Origin of the sequence: Neisseria sicca (genome assembly GCF_014054945.1) — a bacterium.
Taxonomy (GTDB): Bacteria; Pseudomonadota; Gammaproteobacteria; order Burkholderiales; family Neisseriaceae; genus Neisseria; species Neisseria sicca.
In genome coordinates this window covers 1,124,808-1,144,833 of record NZ_CP059566.1, presented here as the reverse complement: position 1 = coordinate 1,144,833, position 20,026 = coordinate 1,124,808, and the positions used below count along the sequence as shown (strand labels likewise).

At 52.3% G+C, this 20,026-nt stretch carries 17 protein-coding genes and 1 pseudogene; 8 read left to right on the top strand and 10 right to left on the bottom strand.

Going from position 1 to position 20,026, the window contains the following annotated elements:
• Window positions 1-33: 33 nt before the first annotated feature.
• From H3L95_RS05630 to leuC, 5 genes are all read right to left on the bottom strand, one after another.
• Window positions 34-759: an SH3 domain-containing protein gene (locus H3L95_RS05630; protein WP_003761590.1), complete on the bottom strand. Its 726-nt coding sequence runs from the start codon at window positions 757-759 to the stop codon at window positions 34-36.
• A 132-nt stretch (window positions 760-891) separates the two neighbouring features.
• Window positions 892-1,533 (bottom strand): 3-isopropylmalate dehydratase small subunit, encoded by a 642-nt coding sequence (gene leuD / locus H3L95_RS05625; protein ID WP_003761592.1) that lies wholly within the window; start codon window positions 1,531-1,533, stop codon window positions 892-894.
• Window positions 1,534-1,589: 56 nt separating this feature from the next.
• Entirely contained in the window at window positions 1,590-1,955 is a 366-nt protein-coding gene (locus H3L95_RS05620) for a VOC family protein (RefSeq protein ID WP_003761594.1), read from the bottom strand.
• 108 nt (window positions 1,956-2,063) lie between these two features.
• The gene (locus tag H3L95_RS05615; protein ID WP_003777842.1) at window positions 2,064-2,285 is read right to left on the bottom strand and encodes a hypothetical protein; all 222 of its coding nucleotides are present in this window, start codon (window positions 2,283-2,285) and stop codon (window positions 2,064-2,066) included.
• Between the two features lie 124 nt (window positions 2,286-2,409).
• Entirely contained in the window at window positions 2,410-3,819 is a 1,410-nt protein-coding gene (gene leuC, locus H3L95_RS05610) for a 3-isopropylmalate dehydratase large subunit (RefSeq protein WP_003761598.1), read from the bottom strand.
• Window positions 3,820-4,086: 267 nt separating this feature from the next.
• Here leuC and gshA point away from each other — a divergent pair, with 267 nt between their 5' ends.
• The 3 genes from gshA (at window position 4,087) to H3L95_RS05595 (ending at window position 9,594) form a co-directional block, all read left to right on the top strand.
• On the top strand, window positions 4,087-5,439 hold the full coding sequence (gene gshA / locus H3L95_RS05605; protein WP_003761601.1) for a glutamate--cysteine ligase: 1,353 nt from the start codon (window positions 4,087-4,089) through the stop codon (window positions 5,437-5,439).
• A 264-nt stretch (window positions 5,440-5,703) separates the two neighbouring features.
• On the top strand, window positions 5,704-8,478 hold the full coding sequence (gyrA, locus tag H3L95_RS05600; protein WP_003761602.1) for a DNA gyrase subunit A: 2,775 nt from the start codon (window positions 5,704-5,706) through the stop codon (window positions 8,476-8,478).
• Between the two features lie 396 nt (window positions 8,479-8,874).
• On the top strand, window positions 8,875-9,594 hold the full coding sequence (locus H3L95_RS05595; RefSeq protein ID WP_003761605.1) for an SDR family oxidoreductase: 720 nt from the start codon (window positions 8,875-8,877) through the stop codon (window positions 9,592-9,594).
• A 246-nt stretch (window positions 9,595-9,840) separates the two neighbouring features.
• On the opposite strand, the gene hisH is transcribed toward H3L95_RS05595, so the two are convergent.
• The 3 genes from hisH to H3L95_RS05575 form a co-directional block, all read right to left on the bottom strand.
• The gene (hisH, locus tag H3L95_RS05585) at window positions 9,841-10,485 is read right to left on the bottom strand and encodes an imidazole glycerol phosphate synthase subunit HisH (protein WP_003761606.1); all 645 of its coding nucleotides are present in this window, start codon (window positions 10,483-10,485) and stop codon (window positions 9,841-9,843) included.
• Between the two features lie 234 nt (window positions 10,486-10,719).
• Complete coding sequence (locus H3L95_RS05580) at window positions 10,720-12,885, bottom strand: heavy metal translocating P-type ATPase (RefSeq protein WP_003761608.1); 2,166 nt, start codon at window positions 12,883-12,885, stop codon at window positions 10,720-10,722.
• Between the two features lie 99 nt (window positions 12,886-12,984).
• Complete coding sequence (locus H3L95_RS05575; protein WP_003674677.1) at window positions 12,985-13,194, bottom strand: heavy-metal-associated domain-containing protein; 210 nt, start codon at window positions 13,192-13,194, stop codon at window positions 12,985-12,987.
• Between the two features lie 147 nt (window positions 13,195-13,341).
• Between H3L95_RS05575 and cueR the strand changes: the two genes are divergently transcribed.
• The 5 genes and pseudogenes from cueR (at window position 13,342) to rpoH (ending at window position 18,188) form a co-directional block, all read left to right on the top strand.
• Entirely contained in the window at window positions 13,342-13,734 is a 393-nt protein-coding gene (gene cueR / locus H3L95_RS05570; protein ID WP_003761609.1) for a Cu(I)-responsive transcriptional regulator, read from the top strand.
• Between the two features lie 10 nt (window positions 13,735-13,744).
• Window positions 13,745-14,119, top strand: a pseudogene (locus H3L95_RS05565) (transposase); the annotation flags it as partial.
• Window positions 14,120-14,561: 442 nt separating this feature from the next.
• The gene (locus tag H3L95_RS05560) at window positions 14,562-15,428 is read left to right on the top strand and encodes a DUF808 domain-containing protein (RefSeq protein ID WP_003761613.1); all 867 of its coding nucleotides are present in this window, start codon (window positions 14,562-14,564) and stop codon (window positions 15,426-15,428) included.
• Window positions 15,429-15,509: 81 nt separating this feature from the next.
• A complete protein-coding gene (gene lnt / locus H3L95_RS05555; RefSeq protein WP_003761616.1) occupies window positions 15,510-17,051 on the top strand; it encodes an apolipoprotein N-acyltransferase in 1,542 nt (513 codons plus the stop codon).
• Between the two features lie 273 nt (window positions 17,052-17,324).
• The gene (gene rpoH / locus H3L95_RS05550) at window positions 17,325-18,188 is read left to right on the top strand and encodes an RNA polymerase sigma factor RpoH (RefSeq protein ID WP_003744881.1); all 864 of its coding nucleotides are present in this window, start codon (window positions 17,325-17,327) and stop codon (window positions 18,186-18,188) included.
• An 84-nt stretch (window positions 18,189-18,272) separates the two neighbouring features.
• Here rpoH and H3L95_RS05545 read toward each other — a convergent pair whose 3' ends face one another.
• Together H3L95_RS05545 and hemH are read right to left on the bottom strand one after the other, a co-directional pair.
• Window positions 18,273-18,674, bottom strand: a complete 402-nt coding sequence (locus tag H3L95_RS05545) for a c-type cytochrome (protein ID WP_182096231.1) — start codon at window positions 18,672-18,674, stop codon at window positions 18,273-18,275.
• A 213-nt stretch (window positions 18,675-18,887) separates the two neighbouring features.
• Entirely contained in the window at window positions 18,888-19,898 is a 1,011-nt protein-coding gene (gene hemH, locus H3L95_RS05540) for a ferrochelatase (RefSeq protein ID WP_003761619.1), read from the bottom strand.
• Between the last annotated feature and the right edge of the window lie 128 nt (window positions 19,899-20,026).

Genomic DNA, 20,026 nt, shown 5'->3' with positions numbered 1-20,026 from the left:
TTTGCAGAAAGAGATGAAAAGGCCGTCTGAAAATTAAACCTCAGGGTGTAGCGAAGCCAATACGTTCTTCAAGATGCCTTGCCGGAAGACAAATAAGACTTCGGTATAGGCGGCACCATCTCCGATGACGGTCGTTAAGAAAAGGGTGTCGTTTTTAGCGCGGTAGTAACAGTGGCTCAGTTGCGTATTATCGCTTGCCTTTTCAAAATATGGGTTGAACAGGTGGTCATATTGGGCTCGGGGAGCGATTTGTGTTTTACCGTTGCGGAAAAAGGCAATTTCACGATAGTGGCTGAATGGAATTGTACCGTCAGTGCCGAACATTTCTTTTCCGCGATAATGGGAAAGTCCGTATTGATCGTGTGTAAACAGATGTTTTTCTTTCTTATAGTTGAAACGTTCCGATTTAATGCGCACGCCCATGCCGTTTTTTTGGCAGGTAAAGCCGTCGGCAGTAGCCGTAACGGGGATGCTTTCATAACGCGACAACGGAATCAGTCGCGAAGTATGCACCCAGCCATCCAGGCTTTTTTTGCCGCGCAAATCGTAGGTCATCTGCCAACCGTGTTCTAAATGAAGCTTTCCCTCCATCTCGGGGGTATAAACATGGGTACCGTTTGGAATTTTGGTCAGGATTCGGCTTTGGGTGTTCGGTTTTTCGCGTAAGTTACTGTATCCGTCAGGATCTTGAATTTCTGAGAATTCCGCATGTGCGGCGAGGCTGATAAAAAGTATAGGGAGCAGGATAATTTTTTTCATGGTGTTGTGTGTGTGAAATTGTTGGGTATGTTTTTCAAATATGATGGTAAAGAGTAACGACCTGATTGTGTGTTAATAAAAGAGGTCGTCTGAAAATTCGCTACACTTGTTTTCAGACGACCTCATCGTTTATCAACCGTTAAACAGCCAAGGCTGGCTTCGGCGGCGTTTTTCTTCGAAATCGCGGATTTCGTCGGCGTGTTGCAGGGTTAAGCCGATTTCATCCAAACCGTTTAAGAGACAGTGTTTGCGGTGTTCGGTAATGTCGAATTTGAACGTCTCGCCGCTTGGTGTGGTCAGGGTTTGCTCGGCAAGGTCGATGGAGAGCTGATAGCCTTCGTTGGCTTCGACTTCTTTGAAAAGCTGGTCGACTTGTTCTTCGGTCAACACGATGGGAAGAAGACCGTTTTTGTAGCAGTTGTTGAAGAAGATGTCGGCGAAGCTGGGGGCGATGACGGCACGGAAGCCGTAGTCGTCCAATGCCCAAGGGGCGTGTTCGCGCGAGGAGCCGCAGCCGAAGTTTTTGCGCGTCAACAGGATTTGCGCGCCTTGGTAACGCGGCTGGTTCAGCGAGAAATCGGGGTTCAGCGGGCGTTTGCTGTTGTCCATGCCCGGTTCGCCGTGGTCGAGGTAACGCCATTCGTCAAAGGCATTGGGACCGAAGCCGCTCCGTTTGATGGATTTTAAAAATTGTTTGGGGATGATGGCGTCGGTATCGACGTTGCTGCGGTCGAGCGGGGCGACGATGGCGGTGATTTTGGTAAAGGCTTTCATGTCAGGTTCTTATAGGAATAATGTGAAAAAAAATGATGGTTGTTTGGCGGGTTGGATTAACGTGTGCTGTGCAAACCGATTCGGTTGCCCTCTGTATCTTCGATAAAGGCGGCAAAGCCGTTGGCGATGGGAAATTTCCCCTGCAACAATTTTCCGCCTGCCGAAACGGCTTTTTCTGCGGTCTCGGTACAATCCGGACAATTGAAGAAAATGGTCGTACCACCGTGGCCGGATTGGGCGTTGCTGTCGTGCCAAATCATGCCGGCAGTGCCGTGTTGCGTGTAATCGGCTGGGAAAATGATGAAACGGAAGCCGTTACCGCCGATATCTTGCAAAGGTTTGCCGAAGACGGATTCGTAAAACGCTTTGGCTCGATCCAAATCTTGGGCATGTATGCCAAACCAGCTTGACGGGTTACTCATGGTTCTTTCTTTGCATGGAATGCTGAAAATTTCGGTTGTATTGCCAATGTAGGGTTAGAGGTCGTCTGAAAAAAGGGTTTGGATTTTCAGACGACCTCGGCTGCCGGTTTATTCGGTAGCGGCTTCGATTTTGCTGCCTACATTGCTCATTCCGCGGCCTACGGCGTTGCCGCCTTTTTTAACGGCTTCCTCGGTCTTGTCGGCTACGTGCTCGGCAGTTTCTTTGGTTTTATCCCAGTTGCGGCTGGTGTCATCTTTCGCTCCGGACCAAGTGCTGGAACAGGCAGACAAGATGAAAGCTGCGGCAGCCAATGCAAAAAGTTTTTTCATAATGTATTCCTTTCAAGTGATAAATGATTGAAAAGGTTTCAGACGTTTTGCGCAACGATGGGGAGATTTGCTTGAGCAACGTATCGTTTTCAGACGACCTCTATTGATGAGGTCGTCTGAAAGATTATGCCATGGTGCGGATATCGGTAAATTTACCGTTTACCGCAGCGGCAGCAGCCATAGCAGGGCTGACAAGGTGCGTGCGTCCACCGTTGCCTTGGCGGCCTTCGAAGTTGCGGTTGGAGGTGGAGGCGCAGCGTTGACCCGGAGTGAGGCGGTCGGCGTTCATGGCGAGGCACATCGAGCAGCCCGGTTCACGCCATTCGAAACCAGCGTCGATGAAGATTTTGTCCAAACCTTCCTGTTCCGCCTGCCGTTTAACCAAGCCGGAGCCGGGAACGATTAACACGCGCTGTACGTTGTCGGCTTTTTTACGGCCTTTGGCGACGGCGGCGGCTTCGCGCAAATCTTCGATGCGGCTGTTGGTGCAGGAACCGATGAATACGATGTCGACGGGGATTTCGTTCAGCGGTGTGCCGGCTTCCAAGCCCATGTATTCGAGGGCGCGTTCCATGCCGCTGCGTTTGACGGGATCAGTTTCTTCGGCAGGATTCGGTACTTTGCCGCTGATGTCCAAAACCATTTCAGGTGATGTGCCCCATGTTACTTGCGGTTCGATATCTTCGGCTTTGAAACGGTATTCTTTGTCGAATACCGCGCCTTCGTCGGAAACCAGCGTGCGCCAGTATTCGACGGCTTTGTCCCACGCTTCGCCTTTGGGTGCGAAGGGTTTGTCTTTGACATAGTCGATGGTGGTTTGATCGACGGCAACCATGCCGGAGCGCGCACCTGCTTCAATCGCCATGTTGCACAGGGTCATGCGGCCTTCCATCGAAAGGCTGCGGATAGCTTCGCCGCCGAACTCGATGGCGTAGCCCGTACCGCCTGCCGTGCCGATTTGTCCGATGATGTAGAGGGCGACGTCTTTAGCGGTAACGCCCGGTTTCAGACGACCTTCAACGGTAATCAGCATGGATTTGGATTTTTTCGCGGTAATACACTGGGTCGCCATGGTGTGTTCGACTTCGGAAGTGCCGATACCGTGTGCCAGTGCGCCGAATGCGCCGTGGGTAGAGGTGTGCGAGTCGCCGCAGACGACGGTCATGCCGGGCAGGGTCGCGCCTTGTTCCGGTCCCATAACATGAACGATGCCCTGACCTTTATCCATGAACGGGAAGTAGGCGAGTGCGCCGAACTCTTTGATATTTTTGTCCAAAGTATCGACTTGCAACTTGGAAATCGGGTCTTGGATGCCTTTGTCCCAATCGCCGGTCGGGGTGTTGTGGTCGGCGGTGGAGACGACGCTGTCGATACGCCAAAGCTTGCGTCCCGCCATTTTCAGGCCCTCAAAAGCTTGCGGGCTGGTGACTTCGTGTACTAAATGGCGGTCGATATAGAGCAGGACAGTGCCGTCTTCTTCTTCGCGGACGACGTGGCTGTTCCAGAGTTTGTCGTAGAGGGTTTGTGCGCTCATGATGGGTTATCTTTGCTTATTAATAATAGGAGTAGATGGTTTGTTTTGATGGGCGGATTTTAGGCTTTTTGCAGGGGTAGCGCAATAGAAATTTGTCTAATTTCTACTTTTTCACATAAAAATCTAAAAATAACTTTTAAAAATTAGACAAATTGTAGAATTGTTGACAAAAAGAGGTATTTTATTTGAAACAATGCTTGTCGTACCGCCTAAAAAAGCACTATCATTTCCATCCGTATCCCACATCCGACAACAGAGGTATAGAGAATGAAATTACCGGTTATGGCTGCCGAACATCTGTCGCAACTTCAGGCGTTTGAAGCGAAAATCCTGTGCAACCACGCCAAAATCGAAGCATGGTTCCGTTCGCAATGGAACGCGCATCGCCCGCCGTTTTACGGTTCGGTCGACATCCGCAATGCCGGTTACAAAATTTCATCTATTGATATGAACCTGTTTCCCGGCGGTTTCAACAACCTGAATCCGAATTTCATCCCGCTGGCGGCAGTGGCGGCGCAAGACGCGGTACAGCGCGCTTGCGAAACGGCAAAATCCGTATTGATTATTCCCGAAAACCATACCCGCAACACATTCTACCTGCAAAACGTTTACGCACTCAGCGAGATTTTGCGCTCGGCAGGGTATGAAGTCCGTTTGGGCAGCCTGAATCCGGAAGTTACCGAGCCGACCGAGTTTGAAACTGCGCTGGGCGATAAAATCCTGCTGGAACCTTTATTGCGTACCCGCGAGCGCGTCCATCTTGCCGACGGCTTCTCGCCTTGCGTCGTCTTGTTGAACAACGACTTGTCCGCGGGCGTTCCCGACATTCTCAAAGGCATTAGCCAAACCGTATTGCCTCCGCTGCACGGCGGTTGGACGACGCGCCGTAAAACAGAACATTTCAGCGCATACAACCAAGTCGCCGCCGAATTTGCCAAGCTGATTGACATCGACGAATGGCAGATTAACCCGTATTTCGAAAAAATCGGCGGTTTGGACTTCCAAGAGCGCGAAGGCGAAGACGCGTTGGCGGAAGCGGTAGAGCGCGTGCTGGCGAAAATTCAAACCAAATACGACGAATTGGGCATTACCGACCAGCCTTTCGTGATTGTCAAAGCCGACGCAGGTACTTACGGCATGGGCGTAATGAGCGTCAAATCCGCCGACGAAGTGCGCGGGTTGAACCGCAAAAACCGCAACAAAATGGCGAAAGTCAAAGAAGGCTTGGAAGTCAGCGAAGTGATTGTCCAAGAAGGCATTTATACCTATGAAACCATGAACGGCGCCGTGTGCGAACCCGTCGTTTATATGATGGATCGTTTCGTTATCGGCGGCTTCTTCCGCGTACACGAAGGGCGTGGTGCGGACGAAAACCTCAACGCCGGCGGCATGGTGTTCGTCCCGCTGTCCAACAGCATCCCCACCGGCAGCGGCGACAATTCCCAAGAAGCCCCCGAAGCCTGCAAACGCGTATTTGAAGAATGGGACTCGCTCGGTATGCCGCGTTCCGAAAAAGACTGCGACGTGGACAACGAACACAACCGCCTCTACGTTTACGGTGTAATGGCGCGCCTGTCACTGCTTGCCGCCGCGCTTGAATTGGAGCAAACCGCGCCGTAAAGCGCGTTTGGTCTGATTATTTGAAATAGTAAAAGGTCGTCTGAAAACCATAGTTTAAGTTTTCAGACGACCTTTTTATGTGGGCAGGTAGGAATAGCAGGCAACCATTAAAGCAACAAGCCGCAGATGGTACGGACAGTGCGGTAGCTGTGGCGAAAAATCAGTTTATTCGCCATATGATTCAAAAGGGATGCAAAAAGCCCGAAAAGCGCGGTTTTATGCTAAAATTCCCATCTATTTTTGCCATACGAAATAAAGAAAACCATGACCGACGCAACTATCCGCAACGACCATAAATTCGCACTCGAAACCCTGCCCGTCAGCCTTGAAGACGAAATGCGCAAAAGCTATCTCGATTACGCCATGAGCGTGATTGTCGGCCGCGCGCTGCCCGATGTGCGCGACGGTTTGAAGCCGGTGCACCGCCGCGTGCTTTACGCCATGCACGAGCTGAAAAACAACTGGAATGCCGCCTACAAAAAATCGGCGCGTATCGTCGGTGACGTCATCGGTAAATACCATCCGCACGGCGATTCCGCGGTTTACGACACCATCGTGCGCATGGCGCAGGATTTTTCGATGCGCTACGTCTTAATCGACGGTCAGGGCAACTTCGGCTCGGTTGACGGCGACGGCGCCGCGGCCATGCGTTATACCGAAATCCGCATGGCGAAAATCGCTCACGAAATGCTGGCGGACATCGAAGAAGAAACCGTCAATTTCGGCCCGAACTACGACGGCAGCGAGCATGAGCCGCTGGTGTTGCCGACCCGCTTCCCAGCACTGTTGGTCAACGGCTCGTCCGGTATCGCCGTCGGTATGGCGACCAACATCCCACCGCACAACCTCACTGACACCATCAACGCCTGTCTGCGTCTTTTGGACGAACCCGAAACCGAAATCGACGAATTGATCAACATCCTGCAAGCGCCCGATTTCCCGACCGGTGCAACCATCTACGGCTTGAGCGGCGTGCGCGAAGGCTATAAAACCGGCCGCGGCCGCGTCGTCATGCGCGGTAAAACCCATATCGAACCCATAGGCAAAAACGGCGAACGCGAAGCCATCATCATCGACGAAATTCCGTATCAGGTGAACAAAGCCAAGCTGGTGGAAAAAATCGGCGAGTTGGTGCGCGAAAAAACGTTGGAAGGCGTATCCGACCTGCGCGACGAATCCGACAAATCCGGTATGCGCGTCGTTATCGAATTAAAACGCAACGAAAACGCCGAAGTCGTTTTAAACCAACTCTACAAACTCACCCAGCTTCAAGACAGCTTCGGTATCAACATGGTTGCTTTGGTTGACGGTCAGCCGCGCCTGTTGAACCTGAAACAGATTTTGGCGGAATTCCTGCGCCACCGTCGTGAAGTCGTAACCCGCCGCACCCTGTTCCGCCTGAAAAAAGCGCGTCATGAAGGCCATATCGCTGAAGGTAAAGCCGTCGCCCTGTCCAATATCGACGAGATGATTCGCCTCATCAAAGAATCTGCCGACGCGCCTGAAGCCAAAGAAAAACTGCTGTCCCGTGCATGGCGCAGCGGTTTGGTGGAAGACATGCTGAGCCGTACCGACCTCGACCTGCGCATGGCGCGTCCCGAAGGTCTGCCCGCCAATCTCGGCTTGCAGGAACAAGGCTATTATCTGAGCGAAATCCAGGCTGACGCCATCCTGCGCATGAGCCTGCGCAACCTGACCGGCCTTGACCAAGAAGAAATCGTTGGCGACTACAAAAACATCATGGCAAAAATCATCGACTATTTGGACATTTTGGCGAAACCGGAACGCATCACCCAAATTATCCGCGAAGAATTGGAAGAAACCAAAACCAATTTCGGCGACGAACGCCGCAGCGAAATCAACCCGTTCGGCGGCGACATTGCCGATGAAGACCTGATTCCGCAACGAGAAATGGTTGTTACCCTGACCCACGGCGGCTATATCAAAACCCAGCCGACCACCGACTATCAGGCGCAGCGTCGCGGCGGACGCGGCAAACAGGCGGCGGCAACCAAAGACGAAGACTTCATCGAAACCCTGTTTGTTGCGAATACGCATGACTATTTGATGTGTTTCACCAACCTCGGCAAGTGCCATTGGATTAAGGTTTACAAACTGCCCGAAGGTGGACGCAACAGCCGCGGGCGTCCGATTAACAACGTCATCCAGTTGGAAGAAGGCGAAAAAGTCAGCGCCATCCTCGCTGTGCGCGAATTCCCCGAAGACCAATACGTCTTCTTCGCCACCGCGCAAGGCATGGTGAAAAAAGTCCAGCTTTCCGCCTTCAAAAACGTCCGCAGCCAAGGCATCAAAGCCATCGCGCTCAAAGAGGGCGACCACCTCGTCGGCGCCGCGCAAACCAGCGGCTCGGACGACATCATGCTGTTCTCCAACTTGGGCAAAGCCATCCGTTTCAACGAATACTGGGAAAAATCCGGTAACGACGAAGCGGAAGATGCCGACATCGAAACCGAAATTTCAGATGACCTTGAAGACGAAACCGCCGACAACGAAAACGCCCTGCCAAGCGGCAAACACGGTGTGCGTCCGTCCGGTCGCGGCAGCGGCGGCTTACGCGGTATGCGCCTGCCTGCCGACGGTAAAATCGTCAGCCTGATTACCTTTGCTCCTGAAGCCGCGCAAAGCGATTTGCAAGTGCTGACCGCCACCGCCAACGGCTACGGCAAACGTACCCCGATTGCCGATTACAGCCGCAAAAACAAAGGCGGACAAGGCAATATTGCCATCAACACCGGCGAGCGCAACGGCGATTTGGTCGCTGCAACCTTGGTCGGCGAAACCGACGACCTGATGCTGATTACCAGCGGCGGCAAACTCATCCGCACCAAAGTCGAAGAAATCCGCGAAACCGGCCGTGCCGCGGCAGGCGTGCGCCTGATTAATCTGGACGAAGGCGAAACCTTGGTATCGCTAGAACGTGTTGCCGAAGAAGCGGAAGATGAAAATCCCGAAGTAGAAAATCCGGAAGGCAATGAAGCCGAGAACGCCGTATCGGATACTGAAGGTGGCGAAGCGTAAATCAAGTTTCTGAATTAAAGAAGCCAATGGATTGGCAGGGTCGTCTGAAACAATGGGTTTCACGATATTAAGAATATTGGCTGAACGATTGCCTGTTCATCGTTTCTATTTCAATAGAAAGAGTGGGTGAGCAGGCAATAAACCAAATGGTTTTAAAATCGATTTTTAATATACCAGCCCTGTCTCAGCCTTCTTTCAGATTTTCGATAATTTATTGATATAGTGGATTAAATTTAAATCAGGACAAGGCGACGAAGCCGCAGACAGTACAGATAGTACGGAACCGATTCACTTGGTGCTTCAGCACCTTAGAGAATCGTTCTCTTTGAGCTAAGGCGAGGCAACGCCGTACTGGTTTAAAGTTAATCCACTATAAATCTAAAAAATGGAGAAATCATGTCAACTTTATCCGATAAAATCATCATGGTAACCGGCGCATCCCAAGGTTTGGGCGAGCAGGTTGCCAAGGCTTATGCGGCGGCTGGCGCGACCGTCATTTTGGTGGCGCGTCATCAAAAGAAGTTGGAAAAAGTTTATGATGCCATTGTCGATGCCGGCTATCCCGAACCCTTTGCCATCTGCTTCGACTTAATGAGCGCGGAAGAAAAAGAGTTTGACCAATTCGCTGCAACCATTTCCGAGGCGACCGGCGGACGCTTGGATGGTATCGTGCATTGCGCCAGCTATTTCTATGCGCTTTCTCCTTTGGATTTCCAGACCGTATCCGAATGGGTCAACCAATACCGGATCAACACCGTCGCCCCGATGGGTTTGACACGCGCGATGCTGCCTTTGCTCAAAGCTTCTTCCGATGCTTCCGTGATTTTTGTCGGGGAAAGCCATGGCGAAGATCCCAAGGCTTATTGGGGCGGATTCGGCGCGTCTAAAGCCGCATTGAATTATTTGTGCAAAGTCGCTGCCGACGAGTGGGAACGTTTTGATAACCTGCGTGCCAATGTTCTGATTCCGGGACCGATTAACTCGCCGCAGCGCATCAAGTCCCATCCGGGCGAGTCGAAAAGCGAACGTAAAAACTATACCGACGTATTGCCGCAGTTTGTGTGGTGGGCAAGTCAGGAAAGCAAAGGGCGCAGCGGCGAGATTGTGTACCTCTAAGTTTGAACGGTAACGCGGCAAAATCATCATTTGATGAATGCCGCGTTTTGATTTTCAAAACATTATAGTGGATTAAATTTAAATCAGGACAAGGCGACGAAGCCGCAGACAGTACAGATAGTACGGCAAGGCGAGGCAACGCCGTACTGGTTTAAAGTTAATCCACTATACGATTGAAATGTCAGGCAAGCGATGCAAAAGGTCGTCTGAAAAAATTTCAGACGACCTTTTGCTATAAACAGACTGCTAGGGCTGCCAATCCAAGAAGTTACGTAACAGCAACAGACCAGCGTCGTGGCTTTTTTCCGTGTGGAACTGGGTAGCGAACACATTGTCTTTGCCGACGATGCAGGCAAATTCGTGCGGATATTCGCTGGTAGCAAGGATGGTTTCGGGGTCTTCGGGGGCGAAGTAGTAGCTGTGGACGAAGTAAAAGCGCGTTTCTTGCCCGATGTCTTTAAACAGCGGGTGCGGGCGGGTTTGGCGTACTGTATTCCAGCCCATGTGCGGCACTTTCAGACGACCTCCGTGTCCATCGGTTTGATTGGCGGCGAAGCGTTTGACCCTGCCTTTAAACCAGCCCAGTCCGGCAGTATCACCTTCTTCGCTGTGTTTGAACAATAATTGCGCGCCGACGCAGATGCCGAAAAACGGTTTGTTTTTCAATCCGTCTTCCACTGCCTCGCCCAAACCGCTTTGCCGCAGCGCCGCCATACAGTCGGGCATCGCGCCCTGACCGGGGAAAATGATTTTGTCGGCAGCAAGGATGTCTTCGGGGCGGTCGGTCAGGTAAATTTCGGCGGCTTTGCCGGACAAGGCTTGCGCGGCCTGTACGGATTTAAGGACGGAATGCAGGTTGCCCATGCCGTAATCGACAATAGCGGTTTTCATGTTTTCTCCTTGATTTTTGGATAACGGGGCAAGGCGGGGAAGGGCATTGCGATGGTAATGATTTTATAGCAAACCCCGAACGCGGAAAATCGTTGCGTTGCGCGGCGGTGAGGGTGGGGCGGCACTAAAGCCAAGTTTGAAAACTTGGCTCTTTATATCGTTTACAGGATGATGGGTCGTCTGAAATAGGAAATGGAAAGATGAAGCCTTGTTTCAGACGACCTTTTTCACATATTACTCAATCTTTACCCGTTTCAGCCTCAAGGCATTGCCCAACACCGACACCGAGCTTGCCGCCATTGCCGCGCCTGCGATGACGGGATTTAAGAAGCCGAGTGCGGCGAGCGGAATACCCAAGATATTGTAGAAGAAGGCGAAAAACAGGTTTTGCTTGATGTTTTTCAACGTCGCCTGCGACACCAGCAGGGCATCGGCGAGCTGGTTGACCGAATGCTGCATCAGCGTGGCGGACGCGGTGTGTTCGGCAACGTCCGCGCCGCCTTTCATGGCGAAGCTGACGTTGGCGGCGGCGAGTGCGGGCGCGTCGTTGATGCCGTCGCCGACCATTGCCACGGTTTTGCCGGCGGCTTTGAGTTTCTGCACTTCGGCGGCTTTGTCGCGCGGACTCATGTTGCCGAAGGCGTGTGCGATACCCAGTTGTTTGGCGACGTATTCGACCGTGCCTTGGTTGTCGCCGCTCATGATGTAAACGTCGATGCCGTGTTTTTTCAGACGGCCTATGGCTTCGGCGGTGTCGGTTTTCAATGCGTCGGCAAGAGCGAATGCGCCGATGGGTTTGCCGTTGGTGGAAACGGCGACAATGCTTGCGATGCGCCAGACGTCGTCTGAAAGGTTTTCAGGCAACTTTAATTCGGCAAAATCAAGTTTACCCGCTTTCACCAAACCCACGCCTTCGACTTCAGCGGTAATGCCTGCGCCGACAACCGTTTGCGCATTTTGTGCGGCGGGAATGTCCAAACCGCGCGCTTGGGCGGCGGAGACAATGGCGCGGGCGAGCGGGTGGGCGGCGTTTTGTTCGACAGCGGCGGCAATGCGGTACAAAGTGTCTTCGTCAAAACCGCTGTCGGGAACGCAATAAACGGCGGCAACCTGCGGCCTGCCTTCGGTCAGCGTGCCGGTTTTGTCCAACACGACGGCATCGACGTGGGCGGCTTCTTCCATCGCCGCCGCGTCTTTAAACCAAATACCGTGTTTCACCGCCTTGCCCATGCCGACCATAATCGCGGCGGGCGTCGCCAGACCGAGCGCGCACGGGCAGGCAATCACCAAAACGGCAACGGCGTGCATCAGCGCAACCGTCCAATCACCTTTCACCAGCCAAGTGGCGATAAAAGTCAGAAGCGCGATGCCCACAACGGCAGGCACGAACACCGCCGCCGCCTTGTCCGCCACGCGTGCAATCGGTGCTTTACTGCCCTGCGCTTCGGACAGCGCGTTCATCATGTCGCCGAGCAGGGTTTGGCTGCCGAGCTGCGTGGCGCGGTAAACCACGCTGCCCTCGGTCATCAGCGCGCCCGCCAACACTTTGCCGCCTGCCTTTTTCTCTTCGGGATTGGACTCGCCGGTAAGGTGGCTCTCATCCGCCCAACCGCTGCCGCTCTCGATGATGCCGTCGGCGGCAATGCGTTCGCCGTGGTTGGCGCGGATTAGGTCGCCGATTTGCACTTGGTCGATGGGCAGTTGTTTCCATTCGCCATCGCGTTGCACGTTGACTTGGGTCGGCGTGAGTTTGAGCAGCAAGCCCAAGCTGTTCAGGCTGGATTTTTTGGTGCGGTGTTCCAAAAATTTTCCCAGCGACACAAAACCAATCACCATCACGCCTACTTCAAAATACACATGCGCCATGCCGTGCGCCGCGTGCGGGCTGAAAAACAGCATATAAACGGAATACAGGTAAATCGACACCGTGCCGATGGTAACGAGCACGTCCATATTCGCCAGCCCGCCCTTAATGCTTGCCCACGCGCTTTTGTAAAACGGCACCGCCAGCCAAAGCTGCACCACACTCGCCAGCGCAAACTGCCATATCGGCGGAATCATCCAATCGTGTCTGCCGATCATCATGCCCGCCATGCCGATCAGGAACGGAACATTGATGGCGAACAGCAGCCACAACCGCCAGCTTACATGCGCGGTTTCTTCGGGTTGCGGCAGCGCGTCTTCCATCTTCTCCTTCGCGCCGTAACCGGTTTTCTCAATGATTTTGGCAATGTCGGCAGCGGAAGTTTTGCTGTCGTCAAACGTAACCTGCGCCTCCTCGCTGGCGAAGTTCACCCCTGCCGATTCGACAAAATCTTTTTTGTTCAACACTTTTTCAATACGCGAAGCGCAGGCCTGACAGGTCATGCCTTCGATTTGAAAACGGACTTTTTGTTGCATGGTTTCTTCCTTCTGAATGTGGTTGGGCTACCTGAAAAAAGCGGAGCAGGGTTTTCAGGTAGCCTTTGGGGTGTTGCAGTCGATTTGTTGCGATTCGATTTACAAAGCCGCATCAAAGCCGCCGTCTTCCACCGCTTCTATCAGCGCGGCGGGGTTGGTTTGGGCGGGGTCGAATTCCACGACGGCATTCTTGTTTTCCAGGCTCACTTCGGCCTTGTCCACGCCGTTTACGCCTTCGAGGATGCTGGTAACGCTTTTCACGCAGCCGCCGCAGGTCATGCCTTCGATGTTTAATGTGATGGTTTGCATAGGGTTTCCTTTCTGTTGGAATGAGGCTGAGGTTTTAAAGCCCGTTGCAGCCAAAGCTTTCAGGTAACCTGAAATGATGGGTCTGCTCTTGCTTTCCCGCTAAGTGCCGCCACTATAAAGCTTTACCCGAAGTAAAGGTCAAGCATCATGATGAACATCAGCCAGGCCGCGGCCGAGAGCGGCCTTTCCGCCAAACAAATCCGCGACTACGAAAAGCACGGCCTAATCGCCTCGGCCGCGCGCAGCGAAGCGGGCTACCGCCGCTACGGACAGGCCGACCTTGTCCGGCTGTGCTTTATCCGCCATGCGCGGGAAGTGGGCTTTTCGCTGCCGCAGATCGGGCATCTTTTGAGCCTGCAACGCAACCCGCAGCGTACCAGCCGCGAAGTGAAAACGCTCACCGCGCGGCACATCGCCGAGCTGGAAGCCAAAATCGAACGCTTGCAGGGCATGGTGGCCGAGCTGCAACGCTGGCACGATGCCTGCGCGGGAGACGACTGCCCGGATTGTGCGATTTTGGCCGGGCTGGAGGAGCGTTAGGCGGCTTGGGGCCAATACACATGAGTGCAACCACCTGTTGCCTTTGTTGGAAGGGATAGCCGAAGGTACGACCGTCTATGCCGACAAAGGCTATGACAGTAAGGAAAACCGGCAACATCTGGAAGAGCATCAGTTACTGGACGGCATTATGCGCAAAGCCCACCGTAACCGTCCGCTGACGGAAGCGCAGACGAAGCGCAACCGATATTTGTCGAAGACCCGTTATGTGGTCGAACAAAGCTTTGGTACGCTGCACCGTAAATTCCGCTATGCCCGGGCAGCCTATTTCGGGCTGATTAAAGTGAGTGCGCAAAGCCATCTGAAGGCGATGTGTTTGAACCTGTTGAAAGCGGCTAACAGGCTAAGTGCGCCTGTTGCCGCCTAAAAGGAGGCTCGGATGCCTGATTATCAGGTATCCGTGGAGGATTGAGGGGGTATTTGGGTAAAATTAGGCGCAATTAGGGGCGAAAACAGCCGAAAACCTGTGTTTGGGTTCCGGCTGTCAAGGGAAGGGCTTTTTTACAAAGGTCTCTGCTCATAAAAAAACTGCACCTTGTGAGTTGGAGGGGATGTGTCCAACTTTTGGGGTGCAGTTCAAAAGGGGAGGGCGGTTTTCAGACGACCTTTTTGAGTTGGCGAAGTGCTGTCTTGTCATCCGATTCAAATCTTTCCCAAGCGATATCTGGTGCTGAGGCGGCAGGTTTTCAATTAAGCCGCGCCAAATTCCGTTAATTTCCATTAAAGGTCGTCTGAAAGCCTTCGGTGTCATACTTTCTCGGTTATAATAGCCGGCTTCTTCAATCTGACCCTTTTTTCGGAAATATATCATGGCCTTTGCCTCGCTTTTCACCCTTTTGGACGATATTACCGCTGTCTTGGACGACGTTGCCCTGATGACCAAAATGGCCGCGAAGAAAACGGCGGGCGTGGTCGGCGATGATTTGGCGCTCAATGCGAATCAGGTTACCGGCGTGTCGGCGGAACGCGAGCTGCCGATTATTTGGGCGGTGGCGAAAGGTTCTTTGGTGAACAAGCTGATTTTGGTGCCATTGGCTTTGCTGCTGTCTGCCTTTTTGCCGAAGCTGATTACGCCTTTATTGATGATAGGCGGGATTTATTTGTGTTTCGAGGGCGTGGAAAAGCTGCTGCATAAGTTTTTACACCGCCACGAAGCGCATGAAGACGAGGAGGCAGCCGCCGAAACGCTGGATGAAAAAACCAAGATTAAAGGCGCGATTCGTACGGATTTCATCCTGTCTGCCGAGATCATTATTATTGCTTTGGGCGTGGTTGAAAAATACGATCTGATGACCCGTTCGCTGGTGATGACGGCAATCGGCATCGGTATGACCGCTTTTGTGTACGGTTTGGTCGGCGTTATCGTCAAACTCGACGACTTCGGTATGCTGCTGATGCGTCAAAAAAGCACGGGCATCCAAACGGTCGGACGGGGCTTGATTGCCTTTATGCCTTGGTTCATGCGCGGTTTGAGCGTGGTGGGTACGCTTGCCATGTTCCTTGTCGGCGGCGGTCTGATTGCCCACAACTTGGGCTTTTTGCATGATTTCTTACACGCGCAACATTGGGACAGCGGTTTGATGGAGCATATCGCCAACCTTGCCGTCGGGCTGATTGCCGGCGCTATCGCCTGCGCCGTTGCGCTGCCTTTGATGAAGCTGTTTCAAAAACACTAAACAACCGATACGTCGTCTGAAAATGGTTCAACTTTGTTGAGGCTGTATTTTCAGACGACCTCTTATTTTCTTTTCTCTGCAATGAACATTTTCCGCAAACTCGAACAATATTGGCAGCATCCTGTGCTGTACTGGCCGCTGGTGATCCTGATTGCCGCCGCCACGCCCTTGACTTTCGCACCTTATTACCATTTTTGGCTGATGCCTTTGCTGTTTGGCGCATTGATCCGACTGATTGAACTGCGTCCGCGCTTCGCTGTTTCGACCGCCTATCTGTTTGGGCTGGTTGCTTATACGGCGCAGTTTTATTGGATACATACCGCGCTGCACGATGTTTCCGGCCTGCCTAATTTATACGCGGTTCCGCTGACTTTCCTGCTGCCTGCGTTTCTCGCGCTGTATCCCGCCGCCTGTTTTTGGCTGTGGAAGAAGTTTCATCTGCCGCGTTGGGTTAAGGTCGGCATCGTTTTGCCGATTTTGTGGACACTGGCGGAATTTGCCCGCGAACGCCTGTTGACCGGCTTTGGCTGGGGGGCGATCGGCTATTCTCAAATCGTCAAAGAAAGCCCGCTTGCCGGCTTTGCGCCTTTGGGCGGTATTCATCTGGTGACGCTGGCGACGGCATTTGTCAGCGCATGGCTGGTGTTGCTGATTGACAATACGGGTCGTCTGAAACAACGCCTGCTGCCGATGTGCATGATTGTCATGCTGTGTACCGTCGGCTATATCGCCCAGCAAACCGACTTTACCAAACCCGACGGCAGCACCAGTACCGTCGCGCTCGTGCAGGGCAATATCGAACAGAGTCTGAAATGGAATGAAGAACAAGTCGTCCCCACCATTCAGAAATACTACGGTCAAATCAGCAAAACATCCGCCGACATCGTTATCCTGCCGGAAACCGCTCTGCCTGTAATGCGTCAGGATTTGCCGGAAAACATCCTGACCCAGTTTGCCGAGCAGGCGCGCACGAACGGCAGCGCATTGGCCGTCGGTATCGGTCAATACACAGCCGACGGCAGCGGATACGAAAACACCGTAATCAATTTGAGCGACTACGATGATATTTCAGACGACCTCCCGTATTACGCCAAAAATCATCTGGTTCCCTTTGGCGAATACAAACCGCTGCCTTTTTTGACCGAACCGTTGTACAAAATGATGAATATGCCGCTTGCCGATTTCCGTCGCGGCGGAGCGGGGCAGGCTCCCTTGACGATGAAAGATCAAAAAGTCGCCTTCAACATCTGCTATGAAGACGGCTTTGGCGACGAACTTATTGCTACCGCCAAAAACGCTACGCTGCTTGCCAACGTCAGCAATATGGCGTGGTATGGCGATTCCAACGCCATGTACCAACAGCTCCAGCAATCCCAAGCCCGCGCGATGGAGCTTGGACGCTATATGGTCCGTGCTACCAATACCGGTGCAACCGCCATTATTTCTCCCAAAGGAAGCATCATCGCCGAGAGCGAACCCAATACCGATGCCGTCTTGGAAGGGCATATCAAAGGCTATGTCGGCGAAACCCCTTATATGAAGGCAGGCGGTTCGCTGTGGCTGATCGGGGTATTATCAATTATTGCCATCGCACTGTTTTTAATCAGGAAAAAAGCAGATTGAGTTTGAAAAAGCGGTCTTTTTATAAGGCCGTTTTTCTTGAACTTTAATATTTACATACAAGAATGTTTGTAATATACTGAACTTATTCCCAGTAAAACAGTCAAATTTTCAAAATCAATCGAATTTCAAAAAGCAAGAAAATCTACCTATCAAACAGTCTTTTACAGAAAAAGGCATTTGACAGCATACGATAGGGCAACAGGCAGTGATATACTGCACGGCAAACAACAAGTAAACAATAGTCTCTACATCATATAAAGGAAAGCAACTCTCATGAATAACGCCTTTGCATTACCCGTCATCCACAGCGGCAACGGCAGCCTTGAGCAATACATCCATACCGTCAACAGCATTCCCATGTTGACGCCCGAAGAAGAAAGCCAACTCGCGGAGCGTCAGCAAAAAGGCGACCTTAACGCCGCCAAACAACTCATTCTTTCCCATTTGCGTGTCGTCGTATCCATCGCACGAGGCTACGACGGCTATGGCCTGAACCAAGCCGACCTTATCCAAGAAGGCAACATCGGATTGATGAAGGCGGTCAAACGCTACGAGCCCAGCCGTGGCGCGCGCCTGTTTTCATTCGCCGTACACTGGATTAAGGCCGAAATCCATGAATTTATCCTGCGCAACTGGCGCCTGGTACGCGTAGCGACCACCAAACCGCAACGCAAACTGTTCTTCAATCTGCGCAGTATGCGTAAAAACCTGAATGCCTTGTCTCCGAAAGAAGCGCAAGACATCGCCGACGATTTGGGCGTCAAATTGTCCGAAGTCATGGAAATGGAACAACGCATGACCGGACACGACATCGCCATCATGGCGGACAACAACGATGACGAAGACAGCTTCGCCCCCATCGACTGGCTTGCCGACCACGATGCCGAACCCAGCCGCCAACTGTCCAAACAAGCCCACTACGCCCTGCAAACCGAAGGTCTGCAAAACGCGTTGGCGCAACTGGACGACCGTAGCCGCCGCATCGTAGAAAGCCGCTGGCTGCAAGACGATGGCGGATTGACTCTGCACGAGCTGGCAGCCGAATACGGCGTATCTGCCGAGCGCATCCGCCAAATCGAAGCCAAAGCCATGCAAAAACTGCGCGGTTTCCTCGCGGAAGAAGCTGAAGCGGTTTAAAAAACAAACAGTTCAGTAGAAGGAAAAAGGTCGTCTGAAACCCGAAATCTCGGTTTCAGACGACCTTTTTTGTGTATGGATGCCTTATTTTTTCGCTTTAGCCTGTTTGGCGTCTTTTTCGGTAATGGTACCGCCGCCGTTGTTAAACGCATTCATGATATAGGTGGCAACGGCAGCGAGATCGGCATCGTTGATGGCGGTCGCGGGCATAAAGCCGTTGTAAGGTTTACCGTTGACTTTGATGGGGCCGTTGATGCCTTTGGTCATGCTTTGCAGCAATACCTGCGGTTTTTTCATAATATAGTCCGATTGGTAAAGAGGGGGAAACATGGTTCCCCTGCCTTCCCCTTTTTTACCGTGGCAGGCGGCGCAGTTGCTTTCATAAATTTTTTGGCCTTGCGTCATTTGGGCAGCATCGGCGGCAAAGGTGCTGTGGATGGACAGGGTAAAAATTGCAGCCGTCAATATTTTTTTTGTTGTGGTCATGATGTGTCCTTTTTATCGGTATGGTCTGTCTATCGATAATACAATAAAGGTCGTCTGAAAACAGATTTTTCAGACAACCTTAGACTTAAATCAAATGTAACGCTTTCAGTGGAAAACCGCAGATAGGTTTTAAATGAGGATGCTGTCGCAGCTTGGTTTGGGTTTAAAGTCCATCAGTGATCACCAATATCCCTTGTCGGATGATGTATCCGGTTATTGCCAGCCTTGCAGGTTGTTTTTGACCAGTTCGGTCAGGGCGAGAATCCATGCGGGGTGGTCGTTCAAGCAGGGGATGTAGCGGTATTCTTTGCCTCCGGCTGCGTGAAATTGCTCGCGCCCCATGATGGCAATCTCTTCCATGGTTTCCAGACAATCTGCCATAAAGCCCGGACAGAATACATCTAATTTGCTGACGCCTTGTTTGGGCAGTTGGTCAAACAGGGCTTGTGTGCTGGGCGTCACCCATTTTGCTTTGCCAAATTGGCTTTGGAAGGAAACGATGTATTCTTGCTCGTTTAGGTTGAGTGCTTGGGCAAGAAGTTTTGCGGTATGGCGGCATTCGTCGGGATAAGGGTCGCCGTCGTCGTAATTTTTTTGCGGAATGCCGTGAAAGCTGAGCATGAGTTTCTCGCCGCGTCCGTGTTCTTTCCAATATGCTTCAATGTGTTGTTTCATGGCATCAATATAGGCTGCGTCGTCGTAAAAACGCGAAACGGTACGCAGGCTCATTTGGTTGCGCTGCTTCAGCAGTTGTTGGAACACTTTGTCTAATGCCGCGCCGGTGCTGGAGGCGGCGTATTGCGGATATAAAGGGACAATCAGCAATTTGCCTACGCCTTGGGCTTTCATTTCGGCAAGGACGGTTTCGATGCCCGGGTTGCCATAGGTCATGGCATGGCGGACGATGGTGTCGGGCATGGCTTTGGCGAGGGCGTCTGCTTGGCGTTGGGTATAGACGGCAAGCGGAGAGCCTTGTTCAAACCAGATTTTGGCGTAAGCATGTGCGCTTTTCTTGGGACGCAGCGTCAGAACCAAGCCATGCAAAATCGGCTGCCAAAGTAGTTTGGGCAGTTCGACGACGCGTTGGTCCGATAGAAATTCTCGAAGATATGGTTTGACAGCGGCTGCAGTCGGGGCATCGGGCGTGCCGAGATTGAGGAGGAGGACGCCTACACGGTTTTGCTGAGTGTAAGACAGGGAAGGTTCGACGTGAAAAAGCGGCATGATGTGCCTTTGGATTGGAGTGGAAGTCCGTATTGTAGCAATGTGAAGGTCGTCTGAATATGGTCTGCGTTTTCAGACGACCTTTTTTCAGGGTTGTGTTTTAAAGTTTATGATGTATAATGTTATAC

Bases quoted from the DNA above. Each gene is read 5' to 3' on its own strand.
- H3L95_RS05630 (WP_003761590.1), bottom strand. From the start codon at position 759: ATGAAAAAAATTATCCTGCTCCCTATACTTTTTATCAGCCTCGCCGCA.
- leuD (WP_003761592.1), bottom strand. From the start codon at position 1,533: ATGAAAGCCTTTACCAAAATCACCGCCATCGTCGCCCCGCTCGACCGC.
- H3L95_RS05620 (WP_003761594.1), bottom strand. From the start codon at position 1,955: ATGAGTAACCCGTCAAGCTGGTTTGGCATACATGCCCAAGATTTGGAT.
- H3L95_RS05615 (WP_003777842.1), bottom strand. From the start codon at position 2,285: ATGAAAAAACTTTTTGCATTGGCTGCCGCAGCTTTCATCTTGTCTGCC.
- leuC (WP_003761598.1), bottom strand. From the start codon at position 3,819: ATGAGCGCACAAACCCTCTACGACAAACTCTGGAACAGCCACGTCGTC.
- gshA (WP_003761601.1), top strand. From the start codon at position 4,087: ATGAAATTACCGGTTATGGCTGCCGAACATCTGTCGCAACTTCAGGCG.
- gyrA (WP_003761602.1), top strand. From the start codon at position 5,704: ATGACCGACGCAACTATCCGCAACGACCATAAATTCGCACTCGAAACC.
- H3L95_RS05595 (WP_003761605.1), top strand. From the start codon at position 8,875: ATGTCAACTTTATCCGATAAAATCATCATGGTAACCGGCGCATCCCAA.
- hisH (WP_003761606.1), bottom strand. From the start codon at position 10,485: ATGAAAACCGCTATTGTCGATTACGGCATGGGCAACCTGCATTCCGTC.
- H3L95_RS05580 (WP_003761608.1), bottom strand. From the start codon at position 12,885: ATGCAACAAAAAGTCCGTTTTCAAATCGAAGGCATGACCTGTCAGGCC.
- H3L95_RS05575 (WP_003674677.1), bottom strand. From the start codon at position 13,194: ATGCAAACCATCACATTAAACATCGAAGGCATGACCTGCGGCGGCTGC.
- cueR (WP_003761609.1), top strand. From the start codon at position 13,342: ATGATGAACATCAGCCAGGCCGCGGCCGAGAGCGGCCTTTCCGCCAAA.
- H3L95_RS05560 (WP_003761613.1), top strand. From the start codon at position 14,562: ATGGCCTTTGCCTCGCTTTTCACCCTTTTGGACGATATTACCGCTGTC.
- lnt (WP_003761616.1), top strand. From the start codon at position 15,510: ATGAACATTTTCCGCAAACTCGAACAATATTGGCAGCATCCTGTGCTG.
- rpoH (WP_003744881.1), top strand. From the start codon at position 17,325: ATGAATAACGCCTTTGCATTACCCGTCATCCACAGCGGCAACGGCAGC.
- H3L95_RS05545 (WP_182096231.1), bottom strand. From the start codon at position 18,674: ATGACCACAACAAAAAAAATATTGACGGCTGCAATTTTTACCCTGTCC.
- hemH (WP_003761619.1), bottom strand. From the start codon at position 19,898: ATGCCGCTTTTTCACGTCGAACCTTCCCTGTCTTACACTCAGCAAAAC.